The 25,413-nt window shown below is 62.7% G+C and carries 17 protein-coding genes and 2 pseudogenes; 4 read left to right on the top strand and 15 right to left on the bottom strand.

Annotated elements, in window-relative coordinates:
* Nucleotides 1-58: 58 nt before the first annotated feature.
* From C9I57_RS02885 to C9I57_RS02875, 3 genes are all read right to left on the bottom strand, one after another.
* Complete coding sequence (locus C9I57_RS02885; RefSeq protein ID WP_107149099.1) at nucleotides 59-3,694, bottom strand: hydantoinase B/oxoprolinase family protein; 3,636 nt, start codon at nucleotides 3,692-3,694, stop codon at nucleotides 59-61.
* Between the two features lie 73 nt (nucleotides 3,695-3,767).
* Nucleotides 3,768-5,066 (bottom strand): MFS transporter, encoded by a 1,299-nt coding sequence (locus tag C9I57_RS02880; protein WP_107149098.1) that lies wholly within the window; start codon nucleotides 5,064-5,066, stop codon nucleotides 3,768-3,770.
* 173 nt (nucleotides 5,067-5,239) lie between these two features.
* Nucleotides 5,240-6,013 carry a putative hydro-lyase gene (locus tag C9I57_RS02875; RefSeq protein ID WP_107149097.1) on the bottom strand — a complete coding sequence of 258 codons (774 nt, stop codon included), beginning with the start codon at nucleotides 6,011-6,013 and terminating at the stop codon, nucleotides 5,240-5,242.
* A 193-nt stretch (nucleotides 6,014-6,206) separates the two neighbouring features.
* Here C9I57_RS02875 and C9I57_RS02870 point away from each other — a divergent pair, with 193 nt between their 5' ends.
* Nucleotides 6,207-7,139, top strand: a complete 933-nt coding sequence (locus C9I57_RS02870; protein WP_107149096.1) for a LysR family transcriptional regulator — start codon at nucleotides 6,207-6,209, stop codon at nucleotides 7,137-7,139.
* 8 nt (nucleotides 7,140-7,147) lie between these two features.
* On the opposite strand, the gene C9I57_RS02865 is transcribed toward C9I57_RS02870, so the two are convergent.
* The 3 genes from C9I57_RS02865 to C9I57_RS02855 all read right to left on the bottom strand — a co-directional run bounded on the left by C9I57_RS02865 (nucleotide 7,148) and on the right by C9I57_RS02855 (nucleotide 10,413).
* Entirely contained in the window at nucleotides 7,148-8,809 is a 1,662-nt protein-coding gene (locus C9I57_RS02865) for an MFS transporter (protein WP_181321699.1), read from the bottom strand.
* 97 nt (nucleotides 8,810-8,906) lie between these two features.
* The gene (locus C9I57_RS02860) at nucleotides 8,907-9,740 is read right to left on the bottom strand and encodes an isocitrate lyase/PEP mutase family protein (RefSeq protein ID WP_107149095.1); all 834 of its coding nucleotides are present in this window, start codon (nucleotides 9,738-9,740) and stop codon (nucleotides 8,907-8,909) included.
* 55 nt (nucleotides 9,741-9,795) lie between these two features.
* Entirely contained in the window at nucleotides 9,796-10,413 is a 618-nt protein-coding gene (locus tag C9I57_RS02855; protein WP_107149094.1) for a LysE family translocator, read from the bottom strand.
* A 389-nt stretch (nucleotides 10,414-10,802) separates the two neighbouring features.
* Here C9I57_RS02855 and C9I57_RS02850 point away from each other — a divergent pair, with 389 nt between their 5' ends.
* Nucleotides 10,803-13,049, top strand: a complete 2,247-nt coding sequence (locus C9I57_RS02850) for a T6SS effector phospholipase Tle3 domain-containing protein (protein WP_107149093.1) — start codon at nucleotides 10,803-10,805, stop codon at nucleotides 13,047-13,049.
* Entirely contained in the window at nucleotides 13,046-14,530 is a 1,485-nt protein-coding gene (locus tag C9I57_RS02845; protein WP_107149092.1) for a virulence factor, read from the top strand. Before C9I57_RS02850 ends, C9I57_RS02845 begins: the two co-directional genes overlap by 4 nt.
* A 74-nt stretch (nucleotides 14,531-14,604) precedes the next feature.
* Here the strand turns inward: C9I57_RS02845 and C9I57_RS02840 are convergent.
* The 5 genes and pseudogenes from C9I57_RS02840 to C9I57_RS02815 form a co-directional block, all read right to left on the bottom strand.
* Nucleotides 14,605-14,975 (bottom strand): annotated as a pseudogene (locus C9I57_RS02840) (nitrile hydratase accessory protein).
* Nucleotides 14,972-15,205: pseudogene (locus C9I57_RS02835) on the bottom strand (SH3-like domain-containing protein); the annotation flags it as partial. The pseudogenes C9I57_RS02835 and C9I57_RS02840, both read right to left, overlap by 4 nt.
* A gap of 196 nt (nucleotides 15,206-15,401) precedes the next feature.
* Nucleotides 15,402-16,637, bottom strand: coding sequence for an MFS transporter (locus tag C9I57_RS02825; RefSeq protein ID WP_107149091.1), 1,236 nt, complete (start codon nucleotides 16,635-16,637; stop codon nucleotides 15,402-15,404).
* A gap of 38 nt (nucleotides 16,638-16,675) precedes the next feature.
* On the bottom strand, nucleotides 16,676-17,239 hold the full coding sequence (locus tag C9I57_RS02820) for an isochorismatase family protein (protein ID WP_107149090.1): 564 nt from the start codon (nucleotides 17,237-17,239) through the stop codon (nucleotides 16,676-16,678).
* A 43-nt stretch (nucleotides 17,240-17,282) separates the two neighbouring features.
* Nucleotides 17,283-17,735 carry a MarR family winged helix-turn-helix transcriptional regulator gene (locus C9I57_RS02815; RefSeq protein WP_107149089.1) on the bottom strand — a complete coding sequence of 151 codons (453 nt, stop codon included), beginning with the start codon at nucleotides 17,733-17,735 and terminating at the stop codon, nucleotides 17,283-17,285.
* 301 nt (nucleotides 17,736-18,036) lie between these two features.
* Here C9I57_RS02815 and C9I57_RS02810 point away from each other — a divergent pair, with 301 nt between their 5' ends.
* Nucleotides 18,037-19,893, top strand: a complete 1,857-nt coding sequence (locus tag C9I57_RS02810) for a beta-galactosidase (RefSeq protein ID WP_107149088.1) — start codon at nucleotides 18,037-18,039, stop codon at nucleotides 19,891-19,893.
* A 54-nt stretch (nucleotides 19,894-19,947) separates the two neighbouring features.
* Here the strand turns inward: C9I57_RS02810 and C9I57_RS02805 are convergent, their stop codons facing one another.
* The 4 genes from C9I57_RS02805 to C9I57_RS02790 form a co-directional block, all read right to left on the bottom strand.
* Nucleotides 19,948-21,900 carry an enterotoxin gene (locus tag C9I57_RS02805; RefSeq protein ID WP_107149087.1) on the bottom strand — a complete coding sequence of 651 codons (1,953 nt, stop codon included), beginning with the start codon at nucleotides 21,898-21,900 and terminating at the stop codon, nucleotides 19,948-19,950.
* A 104-nt stretch (nucleotides 21,901-22,004) separates the two neighbouring features.
* A complete protein-coding gene (locus C9I57_RS02800) occupies nucleotides 22,005-22,850 on the bottom strand; it encodes a carbohydrate ABC transporter permease (protein ID WP_107149086.1) in 846 nt (281 codons plus the stop codon).
* A 136-nt stretch (nucleotides 22,851-22,986) separates the two neighbouring features.
* Nucleotides 22,987-23,901 carry a carbohydrate ABC transporter permease gene (locus C9I57_RS02795; protein ID WP_181321698.1) on the bottom strand — a complete coding sequence of 305 codons (915 nt, stop codon included), beginning with the start codon at nucleotides 23,899-23,901 and terminating at the stop codon, nucleotides 22,987-22,989.
* Between the two features lie 63 nt (nucleotides 23,902-23,964).
* The gene (locus C9I57_RS02790) at nucleotides 23,965-25,197 is read right to left on the bottom strand and encodes an ABC transporter substrate-binding protein (RefSeq protein WP_107149085.1); all 1,233 of its coding nucleotides are present in this window, start codon (nucleotides 25,195-25,197) and stop codon (nucleotides 23,965-23,967) included.
* Nucleotides 25,198-25,413 lie beyond the last annotated feature (216 nt).

Below are 25,413 nucleotides of genomic sequence, written 5' to 3'. Positions count from 1 at the left end.
AACCAAGCCCGCCCCCGTTGCAAAGCGCGTCGACGATTGCTGCACTCATCAAACGCGCTTATGCCACCGGCGCACCATATCCGCCGCCACCCGGCGTTTCGATGACGAATGTGTCACCGGGCGCCATCTGCGCGCCGCCGACATGTGCAACAGGCACGATGGTGCCGTCGGCTCGCTCGACGTAGTTGCGCCCGAGCGCGCCCGCCTCGCCCCCCGCCGCACCGAATGGCGCATGCACGCGGTTGTTCGACAAGATCGACGCCGTCATCGATTCAAGGAAGCGAATCCGCCGGATAGCGCCGTTGCCGCCGCGCCAGCGCCCTTCGCCGCCCGACCGGCTGCGGATGAAATGCGATTCGAGCCGCACCGGATACCGCCATTCGAGTACCTCGGGATCGGTCAGCCGCGAATTCGTCATGTGCGTCTGCACGGCATCGACACCCTCGAACCCGGGCCCCGCGCCACTGCCGCCGGCGATCGTTTCGTAGTATTGGTGCCGTGCGTTGCCGAACGTGAAATTGTTCATCGTCCCCTGGCTCGACGCGACACGGCCGAGCGCGCCGTAGAGCGCATTCGTGATCGCCGAAGAGGTTTCCACGTTCCCCGATACCACCGCGGCCGGATACACCGGATTGAGCATCGATCCTTCCGGCACGATCACGGTCAGCGGCTTCAGGCACCCGGCGTTGAGCGGAATGTCGTCGCCCACGAGCGTGCGGAACACATAGAGCACCGCCGCCATGCACACGGCCTTCGGCGCGTTGAAGTTGTTCGGCAACTGCGCCGACGTACCGCGGAAGTCGATCTGCGCGCACCGAGCGCACGCATCGACGCGGATCGTGACTTCGATCACCGCTCCGTTGTCGAGCGGATAGCGATAATGTCCGTCCCGCAGTGCGCCGATCACGCGCCGCACGGCCTCTTCGGCGTTGTCCTGCACGTGCCGCATATAGGCACGCACGACGTCTTCGCCGAACTGCGCGATCATCCGGCGCAGTTCTTCGACACCCTTCTGATTCGCCGCGATTTGCGCGCGCAAGTCGGCCATGTTCTGCTCGACGTTGCGCGCGGGATAACGGCCCGACGCGAACAGCGCGCGCGTCTCGCGATCGCGCAACGCGCCGCCGGAGACGAGTTGCCAGTTGTCGATCAGCACACCTTCTTCGTCGATATGAGTCGAGTCGGGCGGCATGGAGCCCGGCGTAATCCCGCCGATGTCGGCATGGTGACCACGCGAGCCCACATAGAAGAGCGGTTCGGCCGATCCGTTCGCGAACACCGGCGTAATGACCGTCACATCGGGCAGGTGCGTGCCGCCATGATAGGGATCGTTGAGCATGAACACATCGCCATCGCGCATTCGTCCGCGGTTGCGTTCGATCACGGTGCGGATGCTCTCGCCCATCGAGCCGAGATGCACCGGCATGTGCGGCGCGTTGGCAATCAGATTGCCGTCGGCATCGAATATCGCGCACGAGAAGTCGAGCCGCTCCTTGATGTTGACGGAGTACGCCGTATTCTGAAGCGTCAGCCCCATCTGCTCGGCGATCGACATGAACAAGTTGTTGAAGATCTCGAGTCGCACGGGATCGGCGTCGGTGCCGAGCGAACGGCGTGTCGGCAGCGGAACCACACGCGTGAGCACGAGGTTCGCGGTGTCGGTCAACTCCCCGCGCCAGCCCGGCTCGATCACCGTCGTGCCATTCTTTTCAGCGACGATCGCGGGACCGTCGAGGACGTCGCCTGCAAACAGTGTCTCGCGCACGTAAAGCGGCGCATTGTGCCACGCGCCACCTGAATAGAAGCGAACGCTGGTATCGGCGGTTGGCGCTCCCTGCGTGCGGCGGGAAACGGGAGCAACGTCGAGCGGCGCGTCGGAGCGGCCGATCGCTTCGACCGATGCGAGCTCCACGATGAGCGGCGTTCCCTCCATCAGAAACGCGTAGCGCTGCCGGTAAGCGTGCTCGAACGCCCGACGCATGGCATCCAGGCTGCCCGCCGGCACCGCAATCGCCGAATCGGTGCCGCGATAGCGCAAATGCGCGCGGCGCACGGTGTCGATCCGCGCCGATGGCACGCCCTGCTCGCGCAGCACGCCCACGGCTTGCTCGGCGAGCGCGTCGAGCGTGTCGTTCAGCAGCAGGAGCGTGGCGTCGTCGAGCTCCGCCTCGATGGCGCGCTCGCGCATCGCGGTCTGGTCGGCCAGCCCCATGCCATAAGCCGAGAGCACGCCCGCAAGCGGATGCGCGAACACCTTCGTCATCCCGAGCGCGTCGGCAACGCCGCATGCATGCTGCCCGCCCGCGCCGCCGAACGTCGTCAGCACATAGCGCGACACGTCGTGGCCGCGTTGCACCGAGATCTTCTTGATGGCATTCGCCATGCTTCCGATCGCGATCTCAAGAAAGCCTTCGGCCAGTTCCTCAGGCGTTTGCCGACGTCCCGTCGCGGCGAAGATCTCGTCGGCAAGCGCGGCAAAGCGCTCAGCCACGACGTCGCGATCGAGCGGCGCGTTGGCATGCGGGCCGAACACACGCGGGAAGTAGTCGGGCTGAATCTTGCCGAGCATCACATTGCAGTCGGTCACCGCCAGCGGGCCGCCGCGTCGATACGAAGCCGGCCCCGGGTTCGCGCCAGCCGATTCGGGACCCACGCGCAGCCGGCTGCCGTCGAACGTCAGCACCGAGCCGCCGCCGGCCGCAACCGTATGGATGCTCATCATCGGCGCACGCATCCGCACGCCCGCCACCTGGGTCTCGAACACGCGCTCGAACTCGCCGTTGAAATGCGAAACGTCGGTCGACGTGCCGCCCATATCGAAACCGATCACCTCCTCGAAGCCGGCCGCTTGAGCGGCGCGGACCATCCCGACGATGCCGCCCGCGGGCCCCGACAGGATCGCATCTTTGCCCTGGAACGCATCGGCACGCGTGAGCCCACCGCTGCTCTGCATGAACTGCAGATTGACGCCCGGCATCTCGGCCGCGACCTGTTCGACGTAGCGACGCAGTATCGGCGACAAGTAAGCATCGACAACGGTCGTGTCGCCGCGCGGCACGATCTTCATCAGCGGCGACACTTCGTGCGACACGGACACCTGCGTGAAGCCGATGCGGCGCGCAAGCTCGGCGAGCGCGCGCTCGTGATGCGTATATCGGTAACCGTGAATCAAGACGATCGCGAGCGCCCGGATGCCGCTGTCGTAGACCGCCGCGAGCGCAGCCTCCGCGCGCTCGAGGTCGAGCGGCTCGATGATGTCGCCGTGCGCGCCGATGCGCTCGTCGACTTCCACGACACGCTCGTAGAGCGCCTCGGGCAACTCGATGTCGAGATCGAAGAGGCGTGGCCGATTCTGATACGCAATGCGCAGCACGTCGCGAAAGCCGCGCGTCGTCACGAGCGCGGTCGGCTCGCCCTTGCGTTCGAGCAGCGCGTTGGTTGCGACGGTCGTACCCATCTTGACCATCTCCACTTGGGCCGGCGTGATCGGCTCGCCCGGCGCGAGGCCGAGCAGATGGCGGATGCCGGCTACGGCCGCATCGCGGTAATGCTCCGGATTTTCCGACAGCAGCTTGTGCGTCGTGAGCGAACCGTCCGGACGGCGCGCGACGATGTCGGTGAAGGTGCCGCCGCGGTCGATCCAGAATTGCCAGCGAGGCGCCGCGAAGTCGGCATGCGAGAAGTGTTCAGACATGGTGATCGAATCGAAAACGGAAACGAAGACAGGAAATGAAAACGCGCAATCGAGCAGGCGATGCGAGCAGGCGTCAGGCGGACTCGAGCTCGCGGCCGCGGGTCTCGGGCAACGTAAGCGCGGCGACGATCAGCACCCCATAGGCGGCGACCGCGAAGACGCCGATGCTCGTGCCGAGACCGTACTGCTTCGCGAGCGCACCGATCAGAAACGGGAACAGGGCGCCGATCGCGCGGCCGACGTTGTAGCAAAAGCCCTGGCCTGAGCCGCGCACACGTGTCGGAAAGAGCTCCGTCAGAAACGCGCCCATACCTGCAAAAATCCCCGACGCGAAGAAGCCCAGCGGAAAGCCGAGCCAGAGCATCGAGTGATCGGTCAGGTTCAGCGACGTGTACGCGAATGCGATCGCCATCGAGCCCGCCGCGAACAGGATGAAGTTCGGCTTGCGGCCGAGGCGGTCGGTCAGATAGGCGCTCGACAGATAACCGATGTAGGAGCCGACGATGATCGTCGCAAGATAACCTCCCGTGCCCATCACGGTGAGATGGCGCTCGGTCTTGAGGAACGTCGGCAGCCACGTCGTGATCGCGTAATAGCCGCCCTGCGCACCCGTCGTGAGCAGTGCCGCGCGCAGCGTCGTGGAGAGCAGACGCGGCGAGAAGATCTCGCCGAGGCTCGGCTTGTCGCCCTCGCTTTGCTGCGCCGCCTTCGCGTGCCGATAGACTTCCGGCTCCTTCACATAGCGGCGAATCACCAGCACGAGCAGGGCCGGCACGAGCCCGAAGAGGAAGAGCGCGCGCCATGCGGTCGCGGCGGGCAGCACCGAGAACGTCCACGCGTACAGCAAAGCCGCGGCACCCCAACCGATCGCCCACCCGGCCTGCACGAGGCCGACCGCCTTGCCGCGATCGCGCGCGCGGATCACTTCACCGATCAGCACTGCCCCCGCCGTCCATTCGCCGCCGAAACCGAACCCCATGAGCGCACGCGCGGCGAGAAGCTGCTCGTAGTTTTGCGCAAGCCCGCATAGCCCCGTAAACGCCGCGAACCACAGTACCGTGATCTGCAAGGTCCGCACGCGCCCGATGCGATCGGACAAGATGCCGGCGAGCCAGCCGCCCGCGGCCGACGTGAGCAACGTCAGCGTGCCGATGAAGCCCGCGTCGGCAAGACTGATTCCCCATGTCGCGACGAGCGTCGGGATCACGAACGACAGCATCTGCGTGTCCATTCCGTCGAGCATGTAGCCAGTCTTGCAACTCCAGAATGCGCGCCGTTCGCGCGGCCCTGCATCGGCGTACCACGCGAACATGCCATTGCGGCCTCCCTGTTCGATGTCGGCGGATGGCGCCGCCGCGGTCTTGCTGTCCATCTTTTGGCTCCTTGTCGAAAGCGCTCGAGGAAACCGCCTCGCGGCAGGCGAACGGTCGTCGCATCGAGGATGCATGCTTCCCTCCGGGCTGCGCGGATCCTCGGCTCACGGCGTGGCGCGCCGTGGCAATCGTAAAAGCGAAGCGCCGGTCTTCAGGCGCCCCGCGGCGTGCATCAGAACACGGCGAGCGATCTGTTCTCGATGTCCGTCATCAGCATGTGGCCCGGCGCGTGGGCGATGGCGAGCGGCAGGCGAGCGGCCATCAGCGCCGTCTGCGGTGTCACGCCGCAAGCCCAGAACACGGGCAGTTCGCCGTCGCGGATGGTGACCGGATCGCCGAAATCGGGGCGTGCAAGATCCGCGATGCCGAGTTCGGACGGCGTCCCGATGTGGATGGGCGCACCGTGCACGCCGGGAAAGCGGCTCGTGATCTGCACCGCGCGGATCGCGTCCGCGCCGCGCATCGGCCGCATCGACACGACGAGTTCCCCGCCGAATACACCGGCCCGGCGATTCGGGACGGTCGTCCGGTACATCGGCACGTTGCGCCCCTCTTCGACATGACGCAGCGGTATGCCTTCCCGCGCGAGCATCGCTTCGAACGAGAACGAGCAGCCGATCGCGAATACGACGAAGTCGGACTGCCAGAGCTCGTTCAACGAGTCGACGCGTTCGACCAGGCGCCCCTCCCTGTACACGTTGTACGCGGGCACATCGGTGCGAATGTCGAGATCGCGCCCGAGCGCGTCGATCGCATAGGCGCCCGGATCGCCGACCCCCAGCAACGGACACGCCTTCGGGTTCGCGTTGCAAAAGCGCAGGAAGTCAAGCGCATAGGCTTCGGGCATGATCGCGAGGTTGGCCTGCGCGAATTCGCCGCAGTGGCCGGCCGTCGGGCCGCGAAATGCGCCGTGGCGCACGGCGCGGCGAAATTCATAGGGGGTCATGAATGAATCTCTGTGACAGTCGAATGACGTTGGTCGTCAGGAATAGGCGAAGGATAGAAAAGACGAAAATTTGACGCCACCTAGTTTTTCTTGCGTTCGACGAATAGAATTTCTTAACGTAACGCCGGTTTTCCCTAGTCTCGTGAAGATTTTGTAGCGTGCAGTCTCCGCGTCGATTGCTTCGTTCTTCACCATGAACACACGCTTCCTTGAGACCTTCGTCGCTCTGGCGAAGCTGCGCAGCTTCCGCACGACCGCCGCCGAGCTGCACGCAACGCCCGCCGCGATTTCACAGCGCGTGAAGGCGCTCGAAGACGAACTGGGGACAGTGCTCGTCGACCGCGAAAGCCGTGAGTTTCGCCTGACACCGAATGGCGAGTACCTGCTCGGCTACGCCAAAGCCGTCGTCGATGCCACGCGCCAGCTGCAGGCGGCAGCGGCGAGCGACAGCGCCGTGCGCGGCAAGCTGCGACTCGGCGTCATCGAAACAGTCGTGCACAGCTGGCTGCCTCAATACATGACGCGGCTCTCGATCGACTATCCACATCTCGACATCGACTTGAATGTCGACGTCAGCGTCGTGCTGCAGCGCCGGCTCATGGGGGGAGAACTCGATCTGATCGTCCGCGTCGAGGGCAGCGACGAAGCCAGCGTCGTTTGCGATGCGCTCGCGAACTATCCCGTGCACTGGATTGCGCGCGCGGGCCTCGTGCCGGTCGCGCGCAGCGGTCTTGCCAAGCGCGTCCTCGAGCACCCTATCCTCACGTTCGGCCGCGGCACCGCCCCGCATCGCGCGCTCGAAGACATCGTCGCTATGCTTGCGCGCGCGAACGGGGTGCCGCTCGGAGAGACGCGCATTACGGGCTCGCCGTCGATCTCGGTGATCGTCCAGCTCGTGCGGGACGGGTTCGGCGTCGCGGCGATCCCGCGGCTCTTCGTCGACGCACTGATCGAATCCGGAGAGATGGTCGAATTGCCGCTTCAGCCCACTCCCCCGTCGATCGTCGTCTCGATGTCGCGTCGCGCCGATGCATCGCGTCTCGTGCATGCCGCGGCGGCGGCCGCGCGGACGGCCTGCCACGAATACTGCGCGAAAAGCGACCGGCGGCTCGTCGAGCCGTTGTAGATACCGCGCTACGAGGCCGAGCTTGGATATGTGCCGGGGCGAATGGTCACTGCGGCCAGGCCCGCCCCCGCAAATGCGCACGCGGCGCACACCAGCGCGACCGCGCGCAGCGCCTCGGCGATGGCTTCGCCTTCGGCGCGGGCGAGAGGCGTTTCAGGCGTCGTATGCGCGGCACCCGGCGCCGCCATGGATTGCGCGTTCGGTTCAAGCAGTTGCCCGGAACGGCGCGCGTCCTGCGGCACGTGCAGCTGATCGAGCCGCGCCGCCAGCGTCGCATGATGCGTCAACACGAACACGATGCCGAGTACGGCAACGGCAAGCAGACTTGCGACGCGTGCAACGGCATTGTTGATACCGGACGCCACGCCGGCGCGTTCGCTCGGCACCGAACCCATCACGGTTGTCGTCAGCGGTGCGACCGTGATCGTCATGCCGAGACCGAGCACCGCCAGCGCAGGGAAAAGGCTGGCCCAATAGCTGCCGCGCACGGACAACATCGCCAGCATTCCAAATCCGATCCCAGCGATGCCGGGCCCCATCGTGAGTAGCCAGCGCGGACCATAACGGCTCGTCCAGCCGCCGGTCAGGCGCGAAAGCAAGCCGATGATGACGGGCACTGGCAATAGCGCTGCACCCGCTTCGGTTGCCGTATAGCCGTGCGCGCGGATCAGCGTGAACGGCAAGAAGAAGAGCGCACCGCCGAGGCCGAAGTAAAGCAACAACGTAACGAGGTTCGCGCCGGTGAAATCGCGCGAGCGGAATACGTCGAGCGGCATCATCGGATTGCGACTGTTCGCTTCGATCGCCATGAACGCGGCCAACACCAGTACACCTGCGCCGATCGCGCCGAGCACGAGCGGATGGCCTAGCCCATGCGTCGGCGCCTCGGTCAGACCGAAGGCGAAGGCTCCGAGCCCTGCGGCCGCGGTTGCGGCGCCGAGCCAGTCCAACTGTTGCGATGCATCGGGGTCGCGGCTGTTGGGTACTGACCAAACGGCCAGAACGGTCGTCGCGATGGCGAGCGGCACGTTGATGAAGAAGATCGCGCGCCAGGAAAACGCGTCGACGAGCCAGCCGCCCGCCACTGGACCGATCGCCGACGTGATCGCGCCGATTCCCGCCCAGGTGCCGATCGCTCGTCCGCGTTCTTCGCCGGAGAACACAGCGCCGATGATTGCGAGACTGCTCGGGACGAGTAGCGCCGCTCCGATGCCCTGCACTGCGCGTGCTGCGATGAGCGAGCCTACTTGCGGCGCGAGCGCGCAGGCGATCGAAGCGAGCGCGAAGAGCGCGATGCCGGCGATGAACACGCTGCGGCGGCCGATCTTGTCGCCCATCGCCCCGCCCACCAGCACAAGCGATCCGAGAAAGAGCAGATACGCATCGACCACCCACTGCATTGCCGCTACGCTTGCGCCGAGCTCGCTTTGAATGGACGGCAGCGCGACGTTCACGACCGAGCCGTCGATAAAGGCCATGCTCGAGCCGAGGATCGTCGCGGCCAATGCAAGGCGCTTGCGTCGACAAGGCCGGCCGGCGCCGGCCCGTTGCGAGCGGATGACGAGCTCGTCGCACGGGCTCGCCTGCGCGGCGATGACATGCGCCGCGCGCCGCAGACTATCGGGAATGCGCTGGCGGACCAAATTCGCTCCCGCGCCGATCGATCTCATTGCAGATCGAGCAGCAGTGGTGTCACGCGCCGGCTCGCGGCTATCCCGCCTGCTCCGGCGAAGTGATGTTCGAAGATCGGGCGGCGAATCCCGGCCGCTACTCGACCCGGCCGCCAACCTTGAACACGTCGTTGAGCTCGGCGCCCGATGCGGCGCCGGCAAACCCGTCGAATCGCCCATCGGCCAATGCCTGGGCCGCGCGCATGAAGCCGCCCCACGCCGCGCGCGCGAGTGCCCCGCCGACACTGACGCGCCGCACGCCCAGCGAAGCGAGATCGTGCAACGTGAATTCGGAGGTCGAGCCGACCAATACATTCACCGGCTTCGGGGCAACCGCCGAAACCACGGCCGTGATCTGCTCACGGGTCTTGATACCGGGTGCGTAAAGACAATCGGCTCCGGCATCGGCGTACGCTTTCAGCCGCGCGATGGCATCGGCGAGATCGGATATGCCGACCACGAAGTTCTCGGCGCGTCCGACGAGCAACGTATCGCCGCCATTCTCGTCGATCGCGCGTCGTGCCGCTTTGATCCGCTCGACTGCGATTTCAACCGGAAACAGCGGCGATGCGGCATCTCCCGTCGAATCTTCGATCGACAATCCCGCCACACCAGTATCGACGGCGAGCTTGACGCTTTGCGCAACCTCGGCGGGAGTGGAGCCGAAACCATTCTCGAAGTCCGCGTTGACCGGCAGATCCGTTGCTTCGACGAGTTCACGCAAGTGCGCCAGCACCATTTCGCGAGGCGACGTGTTGTCCGCATGACCGATCGACCACGCGAAACCGGAACTGGTCGTGGCGATCGCTTTGAAGCCGAGCGTCTGCAAGTATCGTGCGCTGCCGATGTCCCAGGGATTCGGCAGCATGAAACAGCCCGATTCGTGCAGGGCTCGGAAGGCGGCGCGTCTTTCTTTGACGGTACGGGGCATGACCGATCTCCTTTGGGAGGCAACCGGTGAGTTTTAGCTCCGTTGGCCGCATCCGTCAACGAATCAGTTGCCTTATTCCGAGCGCGACGATGACGGCGCCACATACGCGATCGACGACGCCGCGCGCGCGCCGATGAGCCGATGCGACCCTAGGGTGCGACATGACGATTGCGACGAGCCCGTACCAAGAGGTAGCCGTGACGCACACCATTGCAAGCATGGCGGCGAACGTCGCCGCGGAGACATGCGCGGGGGCGGCGGAAGAGAACACCGCGGCGAAGAACGCTATCGATTTCGGGTTGGTGATGTTCGTTGCGACGCCTTGCAGAAACGCGGGATACACGCCGGTGCGCTGTTGGACCTCCATCCGACTCTCGCTGTTTGCGCGAGCGGAGACGATCAGGCGCAGGCCGAACCAGAGAAGGTAGCCGGCCCCTGCAACCTTGACGATCACCGCCAGCCAGGGAAAAACCGCAAAGACGAGGCCGACACCGAGGATCGAGCAACTCGCCCAGAAGAGATTGACGATTACCACTCCAGCGACGAGCGCGAGCGAATCCGAGCGCCCTCTGGAAGCCGCGGTATGAGCCACCGCCACGAAATTTGGCCCGGGTATGACGACACCGGCTAAATAAATGAAGAAGACGGCAATGACGGCGGATAAGTCGATCATTCGGAGGCTCTTGGGTCGGTTATCCCGTGAATCTATACGAACCAGGCGGGCGACACCAGGGCCATTAGCCAATTCGCATGAAGTCGCTCGATCAGTTCACGGCGCGCAGTTGCGTCGCTTTGTCCGAATTTCAGCGCACTAGGGTCTCACACCAACTTTCGCGGCTTATGTTTTCGCGTCGCCCAGCGCCGGTCCGCCTATTGGGCCGCATCTGCGCGATCCGGGCGATTCAACGGACATAGGTGTAACAACAAAGCGGGAGAAAAAAAGATGCACAACCGACGGCTGATACAAAGCGGGTGCGAAGGATTTGCCATTCCAGTCGAATTGCGCTCATCGATCGAAATTGTGCCGCGCGCAAGGAAATTGACGATTGGGAACGCAAACACATGACACATCCGAATCCCAATGCGGCCGAGACATCGGCCAAGAAGAGTGTCGAGCCGCCTCGCATCCTGGTCGGCCGCGTGGAGGGCGTCACCCTCTTCGGCACCGGCAACGAACTGATCTGTGTCAAACAGATGCCATTGCCGGGCGTCGTCATCTTCGTGCACGGCGTGAACTCCGAGGGCGAGTGGTACGCCGCTGCTGAGGAAGGACTGTGCGAAGGCCTGAACCGGAGGTTGGGGCGTTTGGACGACCAGCTCGCCTATCGAGGCGTCGAAGCGGGCCAGATGTCACCGGTCCGCTATATGGAAAGCCTCACACCCGATGGATACGTCAATCCTGAGCTTCTGCCCAACAGTTACATCAAGCCGGATCCGTCGTTCTCGCCAGTGATCCATTTCCGTTGGGGCTACAAGGCGAACAAGCAGGATCTCAAGGACTACGGCGCGAACCTGTTTCTCAACGAGCACAACTATTGGGGCGGCGGCCCGTTTGCGAATGGCTGTTCGAGCCTCGCGGATCTATGGAGCCCCGGGCTCGACGATCGAATCTTCGGCTGGCTCACGGTGCAGGCGTTGAATTCCACGCCGCGCCTGGTCTATCAGACGCCGCCGCGCGCCTATATGGTGATGGCGGCGCTGCGGCTCGCGAAGCTGATCAAATCGATACGCGAGAAGCAAGCCGATGTGCCGATCACCGTCGTCTGTCATAGCCAAGGCAACATGATCGGGCTGGCGGCCGCGTTTCTCGGGGACCGGATATCCGATGTCACCGATCCATGGGGCAAGGCCGGAAGCTGCGTGGCGGACGCCTACGTGTTGGCCAATGCACCGTACAGCCTCGTCGAAAAGCTGGGCATGGAGAACTGGGCGCAGCGCACGGTGCGCGATGCCGACGGCAACCGCGGCCGCGCGACGTTCAACGCTCGGGCTGAGACCTTGAAAGCCTTCTTTGAGATATTGCGCAAGCGCGCGGCGCTGGAGCCCGATGCGCGCGAACTCGACGAGGACATGGGCAACAAACGGACGTCTGCGAAAGGTAAGCCGTATAGCGCCGGTGACGACCGCACGAGTCACGGTCTGAATGGGCATACGCTTGGCCGCGTGACGCTCTATTGCTGCCCGCACGATCAAGTGATTTCCGCAACGACCGTGCAAGGGATCGGCTGGCGCGGCATGAGCGCCGAGGAGATCGAGCGGACGGGCGGTCATGGCGTCTTCACGCAGCGCGTGTTCGCATCGGGGTGGGTAGTCGGAAAGAATCCAGCCGACAGCCCTACGTATCGCTATTGGGAAGACGACTGGCGGGCGACGGTGAACCGGAGCAAGGGATTCTGGTATCCACCGTCGCCGAGTGCCGAGTTCGGGCTCTACCGAGCATTGAACGCGAACGAAAATCCGTTGGCTGCGCTGGGCACGTTGGCGTCGGCGCCGCTTCTCTATTTCGCCAGGCTCATCGCGAAGCCGCGCATCAACGCGGATCCACCCGAGAACTGGACCATCCCTGTAACCGCGCCGAAGCTGGACGAGCCGTTCGAGCCCGAGGCGATGCGCTATGGGCGGGTATCGGAGATTGTCGTCGATGGTTTGACGAGTCGGTTCAATGAGAGTTACGACCCGCCTTCGGCAGCACGGAATGCGCAAAAGCGCGAGTCCGAGAAGAACGCGGACGATCCCTACGACACCTTCCCGTCGCAAGAACCGGAACTGCAAGCACAAGGGACGCAGGAAAGCGAGGCCGCGCAACGCTACGAGGACCACGCGCTCATGCGCCAGGAGGCTCGCCGAAACGAGCGGCACGGTCGTACCAGAGGGTGGGTGGACGACAACGGCAAGGTGGTCGGCGAGGACAATCTGGCCAAGGCGACCGTCGAATACAAAGAATGGCGTAACGGGCAGATCGGCAAGATCCTGGCCGAAGGCAGCAACAACAACCCGACGAACCACTCGACGATTCTGACCAATCCGATGCACGCCAGGAAAGCGCTCGCATACGACATAGCGATCGGATTATGTTACCTGTCGGAGCGCGACTGGAAGACGCTGCGCATTGAGGCGGATTGGCGGTTCGGCGAGGGTTTGGACGACAGCAACCCGAATAAGAAGCATTCAGAGTATTTCTCGTCCGGCGAATACCGCGGTGAGGCCCTGCACGACTGGGCCAATAAGGATTCCGAGGTCATTAAACCACAAAAAATTCAGGATCAGCGTGAAGGCGATCCGTTCCTCAACATGGGGGACTTCATATGAACGCACTCATCGGCACGTGGCCGCGCCGGCTGTTGCTAGCGGTCGTCGCTGTGGTGTTGACCTTCGCGGCGATGCTGGCGTGGATGCTTTATACGGATCACCGCAACCCGCAATACTTTACCGATGAGGACTTTATGAAGCGATTGGTGCACTTTCCGTTTTGGATGGGCGTATGCATTTTCGCGGTAAGCACGTTTCTCTCTCTTTGCGTATTTGATAAGACTAATGCGCAAACTGTCACTGCGCAGCCCGTGCCAGTGGAACCGCCCAAGCCGTTCGTCGCTCAGGTGGTTGGGCTTGCGTGGCTGAACCCACTGCAGCGCCGCGACTATCCCACGGAATGGCAGATCCTATGGACGCTTGGTCTCGTCAAGCCGAACAAGGACGACGACATGGTACGAACGAAGCCGCACAAATTCTCAGCGCTTCAGTCGATTGGTGCCCTCGCCTACGGCAACGAGGGGAGTGAAACGTTCAAGGGCTTCTATCACAAGTACGTCGACAAGCTTATCCTGCGCTTCACCGATAAATACGCGATGAATGCGAAGTACTTCTACACGGTCAAGCCGGACAATCGAAGGAAATGGCGCGAACTCGCCGGCATTCACATCGAGTTGGCGATACCGTCTGATCGACTAGATCCCGTCGAAGCGGCAACCTACTTGAGCGACCGGATGGTGATGTTCTTCGACATCGGCAATAAATCGTTCCCTGATCTGTGGAGCAAAGACACGCCACCCGACGTCCGGATCACCCAAGGCGGCGCCAACGCTGGCTTCACCTCACTGAACGCTGCACTCGACTACCTCCAGGTACATCCCCAAGAAAGCGTCTGGGTGATGAACTGGGACGCACCGAGCTTCCCACCGAACGACGCCCAGCTCAACGAAAACATGGTGCTGCTGATCCTGGCCGGTCCGGAGATGAAGACCGAGCGCGCGCCGCTGGCATGGATCGGCAAAGCGGCGACGGCCAACGTCGGCGACTACGAAAAGAAAGCCGGCACCACTCGAGCGGTCCAAGCATGGAAGACGGCAATCGCCGCCGCGGCGCGCAACGCGAACAGCTCAACCGACAACATCGATTACATCATCCACGACGCGGGCATGGGCACCGACGAAGCTTCGAGCCGTATCGGCACGCTCGGCCGTACGCTGACGGAAACGCTGCTGGAATTAGAATTCCAGAAACAGACGTTCAATACCCCTCGCTTGCTCGGCGATATGGGTGCCGGCAGCGCACTCACCAACGTCGTGCTCGCGATCGGCCGCGCAAATCACTTCGGAGAACGCGTGTTGGTGGCGGGCACGACGAACCCGGACGAAGCCTTCGCCGTCGTAATCGCTCCACCCGAGAAGCCGAACCCGATCGATGCCGACGCGGACTGGTTCAGGGCGCGGGGTGATGGCGACGCCTACCTGCCGTGGTGGGGACGTCGCTACGACGAGACCTACTACAATCAGCAAGGCTGGTCTTGGTGACGGAACGCTCTACCGTACGAGGCGCCATCCGAGTCAGAGGCGCCGCGAGACCAGCCATCATGCTCCGGATCGGCTCAACGCAGTTCGATCGGCTTGCCATGCGGCGTTCGCCGTGCGGCTTGGTCCCACTCGTGCCTGCGCTGGACGAGCGTATCGACCGTCACGCAGCCTTTCGCCATAGCGATCCGTTCGAGCGCCGTCAGCCAGTGGACATAGTAGGTGTCGCCGTGATCAGGGTCGCGGCCGCTTGCGCATCCCGGATCGCGGCGCTCAAATACTCGGCCCACTCCGGCCACGTGAACAGCCCATGCTCGTATAGCGCGAGCGTCATCGCAAACACATTTGCCTGCCACGGGGCCGTAAAAACCGGCTCGTTCCCGTCGCGAAACCACGTTCGAACGTCCGCACTGCGTTCCGGTGACGGCGATTTTTGCGGCATCGTCATATCTGCTCCCCTATGCCGACTACCGGCTCAAGATAAGGCTCCCAGCAGTCGACGCAGACCGACGATGCCGTCGTGTCCCCGCCCCAAAGCTCGGCCGCATCAAAGCGCACCGTATAGAGCCATTGCGGTTGCTCGCCCTGGCCTATCGCATTGGTATCGGGAAAGACATGCGCACCGTGTCGTGCAACAACTTCGCCTCGCTTGCCGCGGCAATAGCGCCGCAGACGCGAGCAGCGATTCGAGCGCACGCACACGCAGATCCATATCCGACAATGCGCTGCCTTCGTCGTGGTCGTGGTGGGAATGCGTCCGATGCTCGGCCGGCAAAACATCACGCGGATGATCGTGGCTCATTGAAGTAGTCCGAACCAAGGCGACACACGCCCAAAGTATGGTTTGCGAGGCGAGAAAATGCAAACCGATGCTTCAGAGGTCGCCTTTCACTCCGACGCCCAACTGCGGCCTCCGATGCTTCCACAAGTAATGCGCCGCCACGATCGCAGCAGCAAAACCCGCCGCCGCCCCCACACCGACACCGCAGCGCGGGCCGAGCCGATCGGCAACCCACCCCACGATCGGCGCGCCAAGAGGCGTGCCGCCGAGCGCGATCGATGCACGTATCGCGATCACGCGGCCTCTCATGCTCGGTTCAGCCGACAGCTGCATCAGGCTGTTGGATGAATTCGTAAAGGTCAGGGCAGCGACGCCGACGACGATCAGCGCCAAGCCGAATAGCACATAATCGGGCATCAGCGCCGCCATCAGCAGCCCGCCGCCGAACACGGCGGCGCCGGCGAGCAGCAGACCGAACGTCGGCCGTTCTCGTCGCGCGGCCAAAAGCGCACCGATCAGCGAGCCGACCGCCATCATCGACATCAGCAGACCGAACCGGTCCGCGCCGACGTGGAACACGGACGCGGACATCGTCGAAATGTAGATGGGAAAATTGAGCCCGAAGGTGCCGATGAGGAAGAGCATGATCGCGGTGACGCGCAGCTCGCGGTGCTCCCAGACGTAGCGAAGACCTTCCCCGAAATGGCCACGCGTTCGCGCGATTCTCACGCGCGCGTGAAGCTCGTCGCGCCGCAACAGCGTGAGCGACCACACTACGGCGACGAACGACGCCGCGTTGAAGAGAAACGCCCAGCCGGGCCCTACCGCCGCCACGATGACGCCCGCAACGGCTGGCCCGATCAACCGCGCAGCATTGAACGACGTCGAGTTCAGCGCTATTGCATTCGACAGGTCTGTATCGCCGACCAGGTCATAGACAAACGTCTGCCGCGCAGGCTGATCGAACGCGCTGACCGTGCCGAGCAGGAAGGCGAGCACATAGACGTGCCAAAGCATCACCGCTCCGAACACGGTCAGCAGACCGAGCATCAAGGCGAGCACGCCCTTTGCCGCTTGCGTCAGCAGCAACAGCTTGCGCCGATCGAAATAGTCGGCCGCGAATCCGGTCCACGGCAGAAACAGCAACTGCGGCCCGTATTGCAGCGCCATGACGATGCCGACCGCCGTCGCGTTACGATGCGTGAGCCCCGTCAGCACGAGCCAGTCTTGTGCCGTGCGCTGCATCCAGGTACCCACGTTCGAAACCAGCGCGCCGGCTGCCCAGATCCGGTAGTTGCGATTGTTCAGCGAACGAAAGACGCCTTTCATCAGCGAGCGATAGCGATGCGGTGTGCCGATTCAACGATTCACGCGCGGCTCTTTTTCAGCAGCGCGAGAACTTCGCTCGTGGTGCCCGTCTCTCCGAGGCGAGGAAAAATCCGGGTAACGCTGTTCGCATGCGCGTCAGCGTTCGTGTCCGTCATGGCATCCGTTGCGAGCGTGACGTTGTACCCCAGTTCATATGCAAACCGCGCTGTCGATTCGACACCAATGCTCGTGGAAACGCCGCAGAGGACGATCTGTGTCACACCGCGCGTGCGGAGATAGTCGTCGAGATTGGTATTGGTGAAAGCTCCCCACGTACACTTGGTTACGGTGTAATCGTCGGGTTGGCGGTTCAGCTCGGCCGCGAGTTCCGTCCAATCAGCCGGCAGATCGGAGAGCTTGCGCGATTGCTCTGCTCGGCCTGGCGCCCCGCCCGCAACGTTGACCAACACCACGGGCAGCCGATGGCGGCGGAAGGCATCAGCGAGCGATGCCGCATTCGCCACTACGCCGCTGACCGGATGCACGGTCGGATACGAAAGGATTCCGTTTTGCAGATCGATGACGACTAGCGCGGTCTTCGGATCCAGTGTGGTAAGCGGCATGACGGTTCTCCTTGAGTAAGCCGAGGTGTGCGTCTGTCGATGCCTATGCATCGACGAGCCGCTGAATCAATTCCAGTGATTTCGCGAGCCGCCGCTGTTCCTCGGCGGTCAGCCGGCCAAGGATTGCGTGCGCCAGCCAGTCTTCGCGCGCGGCGCGTGCGCGCTTCACGTGCTCGCGGCCGGCATCGGTCAGCGAGAGCACAGTCTGCCGACCGTCTGCCGGATCCGGCTCACCGACGACGAACCGAGCCGACTTCAACGCGGCGACGAGCTCGCCCATCGACTGCGGCCGCATGCCTTCGGCGCGCGCAAGCGAGGAGACCGTAGTCGGCCCTTCCCGATCAAGGCTCGCGAGTACACGCATTTGCGTCCAACTTAGCTCGCCAAGCTGCGTTTCTTCACGCAGCCGCCGTTTGAGCCGGCCCAGTACGAGACGCAAATCGCCCGCCAGCGCGAGGGCTTCGGCAAATCCATGGGCGTTCTGGGGCTTGGACATCGGTGACGGGCGTACGGAAAAATATATGAAGGCTACCTGGCAAGGTTACCTTCATATATCGGCATTCGTCAACCCAAACCCCAAACTGAACTCGCCCTGATCCGAGAGAATAGAGTCCATCACGGGCGTTTCGCCACATGACCCGTTGCGCGGTATGACCACTGTGGCTGTAGGAAAAGCGAAGAAAGCGTCTTCCGTGGAGCAAGATTCCAGTGCACGCCTAACCGGGAAATTTCCAACTATACTGGCCTTACCCTTCCCTGGCTTCAACCGCGCCTCAGCCGCCAACTGTGAGTGCGTCGTGAACCTCGAACGCAAACACACTTTCTCTTTCGCCCCTGACGGCGAGCACTTCCTGCTCGACGGCGAGCCTTTCCAGATTCGCAGCGGCGAGATGCACCCCGCCCGCATCCCGCGCGAGTATTGGCAACACCGGATCCGCATGGCCAAGTCAATGGGGATGAACTGCATCGCCATGTACGTCATGTGGAACTACCACGAGACGCGTAGAGGCGTGTTCGATTTCGAGAGCGGTAACCGCGATATCGAGGCCTTCATCCGGCTATGCCAATCCGAAGGGATGTGGGTCCTGCTGCGCCCGGGGCCGTATGTTTGCGCAGAATGGGATCTGGGAGGTCTCCCGTCATACCTGCTGAGCGATCCGGACATCCAGTTGAGGACCGACTCGGCCACCGATTCGCGCTACATGGCGGCGGTGGCTCGCTACATCGATGAACTGATACCTCGCATCAAGCCATTGCTGATCCGGCACGGCGGACCGATCCTGATGATCCAGATCGAGAATGAATTCGGTTCGTACGCGAGCAATTCGGCTTACCTCGAAGAGCTCAGGCAGCTCTGGCTCAAAGGCGGCGTAACGGGGCCTTTCTATACGGAAGACGGTCTCGCGCAGCTCCAACGCAATCGCACCACGGTGACCGGCGGTGCGATTGCGCTGAGCAATGGAGACGCGGCACAAATCGCAACTGTACGCCGCGAATTCCCCGCGGTGCCCGCGATGGCGGGTGAGGTGTACCCAGGGTGGCTCACCCATTGGGGCGAATCAGATTTCGCGGGGGTGGACTATGACCTCTCCGACGTCTTGCGCGCGTTCATGCAGTCGAAACTGTCGTTCAATCTGTATGTCATTCACGGCGGCACGAGCTTTGGTTTTTATGCCGGCGCGAACCTGGACGGTTCCGGCAACTATCAACCCGACATCACCAGCTACGACTATTCGGCACCGATCAGCGAGCAGGGCGTGGCGACGCCGAACTATGTAAAGTACCGCAACATCATCGCCAGCTACTTGCCTGAGCCGTTGCCTGATATACCCGACGCGATCGCGACGCTTAAATGCTCGGGCGCCGATGCCTTGGTGCCAACGCTCTATGCGTCGATCTGGGACAACCTGCCCCCGGCACTGCCGCGCGAACAGCGCGTCGATCCACAGCCCTTTGAGCGCTATGGTCAGGCGTTCGGCTTCGTGCTTTACCGCACTCGGCTGCAGGAGTACGCGAGCGGTGTGATGGATATCAGCAGTGTTCATGACTACGCGACCGTTTTCGTGGGCGAACACTATGTGGGCGGGGTGTCGAGAGCGCAAACCCCGCAGAGCTACGCTGAGCCGCTCCACCTGATGCACCGAGCACCGCTTGCGCTGCCGTCGGCGTTGCCCGATGACGAGTCAAACCGTGGCGGCGCGGTATCGTTGGAAATCTTGGTCGAGGGCATGGGGCGTGTGAACTTCGGCCCCGCGATCGTCGACCGCAAGGGCCTGCTCGAACCGGTCACGATAAAAAACGTTGACGGGTCGCTCTCGTTGCTTGAGGGCTGGGAAGTTTTTCTGCTGCCGATGGACGAAGCGTTTATCGCCAACCTCAAGAAAACGTGTGTGAACCCGCTGAAGCCCGGCCTCTTTTTTAAGGCAAGCTTGCGGCTGAATGAAGTCGGCGACACCTGGCTCGACATGAGCAACTGGACCAAGGGCGTCGTCTGGGTCAACGGACACAATCTCGGGCGCTACTGGAATATTGGTCCGCAAAGGCGCTTATATTGCCCCGCGCCGTGGCTTGCCCAAGGTGATAACGAAGTACTCGTTTTCGACCTGCACCAGATTCAGGCGAAGCCGGTGCAACTTGCGGATACACCGTCTTAGCGGAACCGCAGTGGCCGATGCGGAGGATACGCCTCATCCACTTCATTGCTCCGCTCATTCGACCGGCAACAGTTCCAGCGTGAGCACTTCAAACGGCGCGAGCTGGACTTCCTGTGGCAGATCTGCATCTAGCACCGCAGGAATTCCGGAATCCCCTGCACCCCAAACGCGACGCGAAACGAATCGTCCCGCCGCGGCCGCCGGCAGCTCCAGTTGCCGCCGCAGATCCAGCGCGAAGCGTCGTGCACGGCTGTCTGGATTGCGCAGCGTCACGATCGCCTTGTGCGACGTCCACGCCGCCCAACCGTATACCGCCTGTTGGTCAGGTGCCCCGCCGATCCAATGGCTGTCGCGCAGAACATCTGCGTTCGCGCGCGCCCATCTGGCGGCGTCCGCGAGCACATCCCAATCCTTTTCGCTCAGCAGCGACGGCGTAATGTATAGCTCCTGCAATTGCGTGCCGCTGCCGAAGTAGGATCGTACCTCGTTGGCGAAACCATTGCCTATCGCCGAATTGAGGCGCGGATTGCACTGCGCGTAGACGATGCCATGCAGCATCAGCGAATTGAGCGGAAAGTGCGGACTGCGCACCACGACGTTGCGATACGTCTGGGCGTCGCGGTACGTGATCCAGCGCTCGCGGTCAGTGCCGGTTCCCGCGAAACCATCGTCCTCGCCGCCGCGCCAGATAGCGTCCACATGGCGTAGCCAGAACGGTGACGGATGCGTCCCCGTCGTGAGATTGATGAAGGTTTCGGGTCTAGCCGCGCGGACGTCCTCGATGAGATGAATCGCCGCATCCCAATCACAATCGAAGAGGCTACCCGGAAACGCCTTGTCGGCGTTGCCTGTGCCGTCGAACTTGAACTGGTTTACGCCGTGCTTATCAAGCAAGTCCATCACCATTTCATGAAAGCGTCGATAGTAGCTCGGGCCCGATAATGCAAAGCCGTCATCGATGACCTCATACCCGGCGGCACGGCCGCGCGTCACGCGTTCTTGTTTCGGCGGTCCGTAGCCACCCCAAGGGGACAACCATACGCCGGGCGCAGCGCCGTATCTTGCCGCAGCGTCGTGCAGCGGAAGGAAGCCATTCGGAAATTCCTCACTGAAATGCCAGCCGCCACCAAGATCGTCCCAGCCATCGTCGAACAGAAACGAATCAATCTTCACCCCGCGCGCCCTATGCAATTTGCGGCCGATTGTTTCGATGCGCTCCAGCGCTTGTGCCTGTGTGTATGGCGTCAGGTACCCGATGTCGCCCCAGCTGTTGTAGTGCAGAAACGGGTGATAGGCGCGAGCCCGCTCCCGTTCGAGATAGGTGGCGAATTCGCGCCGCAACTGACCGTCGGGCGATACGCCTGCCACTGCCGAGCAAACCAGCGTTCTGCCCTTTCTCAGCGGCGACGCGCATTGCAGGGTAAAGCTGACATTCTGGCTATCCACATGGCTTGCTGCCATCGGCAGCTCGAACCCCAGATAGAAGTTCCCCGCAATGACGGGAGTGCCCTTCAGTTCGCGACTGGCTTGAGCACCGACAGCGCGCGTCCTCAGCAATGAAACGACAGCGATGTGTTCGTCCCGAAGAAGCGCCGTAACCGCTAAGCGCTCACGCAGATATCGTGATCCTTCGCGCTGCTCCACGCTCCATTCCACGCGTAGACGCCCTTGAGTGTCGACCAGCGTGGTACTCACGCTTCGACCCGCGATGCGTTCGGCCAAGCGGGATGCGTGGGGGTTGGGTGCAAGCGCAGCTTCGCTCACCGGCGCAACGACCCTTAGCTCATCCAGGCCTACGCGGCTTCCGTCAGCGAGCAACAGCGCGAACGGCGCGACGATGGGCAGCGTGCGGTCCCGTGCGCAATCGATCAACGAAAACTCGGCGAGACGTGCATCTTTGACCGCCCACCGCAATGCAATGATGTCGTTACCGAATGAGCAAGCATCGCCCCTCATTTGGAACACGGGCATGCCGGCTTGCTGAGGCAAAGCATCATTGGCGCGCATGGCGAACCTATCTCGAGCGGGAGCGGTTTCCATATAGTAGTCGCCCCGGAACGATTCGTTTTACGCGTACTACCGCAGCTATAGCAAAGCGATGTGAGGTTCGCCTACTTCACCGCCCCCAGCGCCAGCCCCTTCACGAGATACCGCTGCAGCCACGCGAACACGACTGAAACCGGCAGCGTCGCGCACAGCGTCGCCGCCATCACCAGATGCCATTCGACCGTGTACTTGCCGGCGACCATGTCGGTCACCTGCACGGTCAGCGTCTTGTTCTCGGGCGAGCGGATCAGCGTATAGACCACCGCGAACTCATTCCAGGCGCTGATGAACGTGAAGATCGCGGTCACGACGATCGCAGGCACGGCAAGCGGCAAGAACACCTTGAAGACGGCCTTCGTCCGTCCGCACCCTTCGAGCCACGCCGACTCTTCGAGATCGCGCGGCACGGTCTGAAAGTAGGACGACAGCATCCATACGGCGAACGCAATATTGAATGCAGCGTAAGAGACGATCACACCGAGCTTCGAATCGACGAGGTTGCCGTTGCCATACGGGATCATCGCGGCGAGCCTGAAGAGGCCAACCACGAGCAGAATCGGCGAAAGCATCTGTGTAACGAGCAGGAACTGCCGATACACGCCGCGCCCTCTGAACGGAAAGCGCGCGAGTGCATAAGCGGCGGGCACACTGACGGCGAGCGCGAGCGACGTCGACAGAAAACTGATGACGCAACTGTTCTTCAACGCGACGCCGAAGTTGGCCGCATCCCACATCTCGACGAAGTTCTCCCAGCGCCAATGCACGGGCAGCCAGCGGGCCGGATAGACGAAGATCTCATCGGCCGGCTTGAACGCGGTGCACAGCATGACCGCGAACGGGAACAGCACGATCACGATCAGCGGGGATAGCGCGAGCCAGCACCATACGGTGCGTTTCAATTTGGCGTTCACGATGCCTCCCGCCGGGCCGCCCCAAGGGAGGCATCCGCCCCCTCGCGCCCCGAAGGGGGCACCCGCTCGGGGGCCCCCTGAGGAAGTCCCCGTGTGGGAGGGGGCAGCGAACGAAAGTGAGTGTGGGGGTCGTCCATTATTCCCCTTCCTGCTTAGGCTGCAGCCGTAAGTAGATCACCGTGAAGATAAAGAGCATGACGAGCATGATCAGCGACACCGCCGCCGCCTGGCCGGGGCGCCCGAGCCTGAAGCCGAGCTCGTAGAGGTACGTGACGAGGATATGTGTGCTCTCATCGGGTCCGCCTTGCGTCATGACCCAGATAATGGGAAACGAATTGAAGACGTAGATGACGTTCAGCAGGATCGCCATGTTAACGAAAGGCCGCAGTAAAGGCAGCGTCAGCTTGCGGAACTGCTGCCACGCGCTCGCGCCTTCGATGCGCGCGGCTTCATAGATATCGGCCGGCACGGAAGAGAGACCGCCCAGAAGGATCGTCACCGTGAACGGAATCGACACGAGGATGCCGATACCGATCTCCACGGGAAAAGCGATCTCCGGCCTCGCGAGCCAGTGGATCGCCCCGCTGATCAGCCCGAGCCGCTGCAGCGTGACGTTGACCATTCCGTAGTCGTCGTTGAACGCCCAGCGCCAGACGACGGCCGTCATCGTCAGCGACACCGACCAAGGCAGCATCACTATCGTGCGCGCCACGCCGCGCCCGTAAAAATCCTGGTTGAGCACGAGCGCGACCGGCACGGAAAGCAGCACCGTGCCACCGACCACGCACGCTGTCCATACGAGCGTGCGCCTGACCGAGCCAATAAAGACGGGATCGCTGAATACGTCGTAGAAGTTCTGCAGTCCGTTGAAGCCGCGTATCGCCCCGAAGCGCGAAACATCGTGCACCGACTGGTACACAATGTTGAAGATCGGGTAGCTGATGATGAAAAGCGCGAGGATCAGGCTCGGCACGATCAGCAGCCATGGCTGATTGAAGCGCGACGCCGCCGGACGGCCGACACCGGTTTGATCGTAGGAGAGATGGGCCATAAATTCCGTGCATGGACAGGCGGCGCGGGCTCGCGCCAGGCCGCCCGCCGTGACATCGTTACGTCAATGCCCGAGCGACTTGTCGGCCCTGGCGGCCGCCGCGTTCAGCGCATCGGCCGGTTTCGCCTTGCCGAGATAGATCGACTGCATCGCGTCCGTCACGGCCTTCGCCGTGTCTTCCCAGCCGGTGACGGTCGGCGCGAAGCGGGCCGTCGGCAGGAGCGCGACGAACGCCTTGGTGTCCGGATCGTTGAACGCCGGATCGTCCGCCTCAGCCTTCGTGGTCGGCAGGAAACCCTCGGTGCTCGTGAACTCAACGCGCGGTTCCTTCGTGAACAGATAGTCGAGGAATTTCCACGCCGTCTGCTTCACCTTCGAGTTCTTGAACATCATGATCGAATCGGTGACCGCGTAAGTCGCGTGCGTCGTACCCATCGGAATCGGATCGATCCCATATTTCAGGTTCGGCGCTTCCTTCTTGATCTGCTTCGCGAGGAACGGCGCCGAAATCATCATCGCGACGCGGCCCTGCTTGAAAAGGTTCTGCACGTCCTCGCGGCTATATCCCGTGACGCCCGGCTGCGTCAGCCCTTCGTCGATCATCATCTTGTACATCGTCGCGGCCTTGACACCGGCCGGCGAATTGAATGCCGCCTTGTCCGCCTTGTTGACGACCTCGCCGCCATACGTCCACAGCGCGTAGTAAAAGTAGACGTCCGTTTCGATCTCCTTGCCTTGCAGCCCGAAGCCCGCGATGCCCTTGGCCTTGAGCTTCTTCGATGCATCGATCACGTCGTTCCAGGTTTTGGGACCATTCGGATAACCGACCGACGCGAGCATGTCCTTGTTGTAGTAGAGCGCGCGCGCGGAAGCTGCGATCGGCAGGCCATAGGTCTTGCCGTTGATCTGGCCAGGGGCCAGGAACGGGCCGATGAAGCGGTTCTTGAAGTCCGGCGCCATGTAGCTGTCGAGCGGCTCGGCCACGTCGTCCTTCACGAAGTCGAGGAGCCAGCGCGTGCCGATGATCGCGAGGTCAGCGTTGGCACCGCCGGAAATGTCCGTCTGCAGCTTTTGTTGCAGCGTGTCCCAGTTCACGTCCTCGATCTTGATCGTCGTGCCGGGGTTAGCCTTCTCGAAGTTGCGGGCCATCTTCTCGAAGTATGGCGCGGTCGCATCGCTGTAGTGGGCGACGGTGACCCGGACCGTGTCGGCCGAGGCCGACACGGCGAGTCCAGCAAACGCCAGCGCCACGGCGAGTTTGCCAAGCGCGAGGGAAGCACGGGATTGCAACGACATGTTGACTCTCCTGAATGAATCCGCCGCCTGACAGGCCGCCGGGTTGTTGATTATTCGATTTGCAAAAATCCTACGTTACGAAAATTCGCTTGTCACGTAGGATCTTCGGCATTTCCCGCGCGCCTATCATTTGCCTAATATCTTGTTAACAAAGTGAAAATGGTGCAGTGCGGACTGGGTGGTCGGCATGGTCGTCTTAGCGCGGGCGAACCAGTC

The sequence above is a fragment of the Trinickia symbiotica genome (assembly GCF_003028655.1).
GTDB classification, from domain to species: domain Bacteria; phylum Pseudomonadota; class Gammaproteobacteria; order Burkholderiales; family Burkholderiaceae; genus Trinickia; species Trinickia symbiotica_A.
This window is presented reverse-complemented; position numbering and strand designations above follow the sequence as displayed.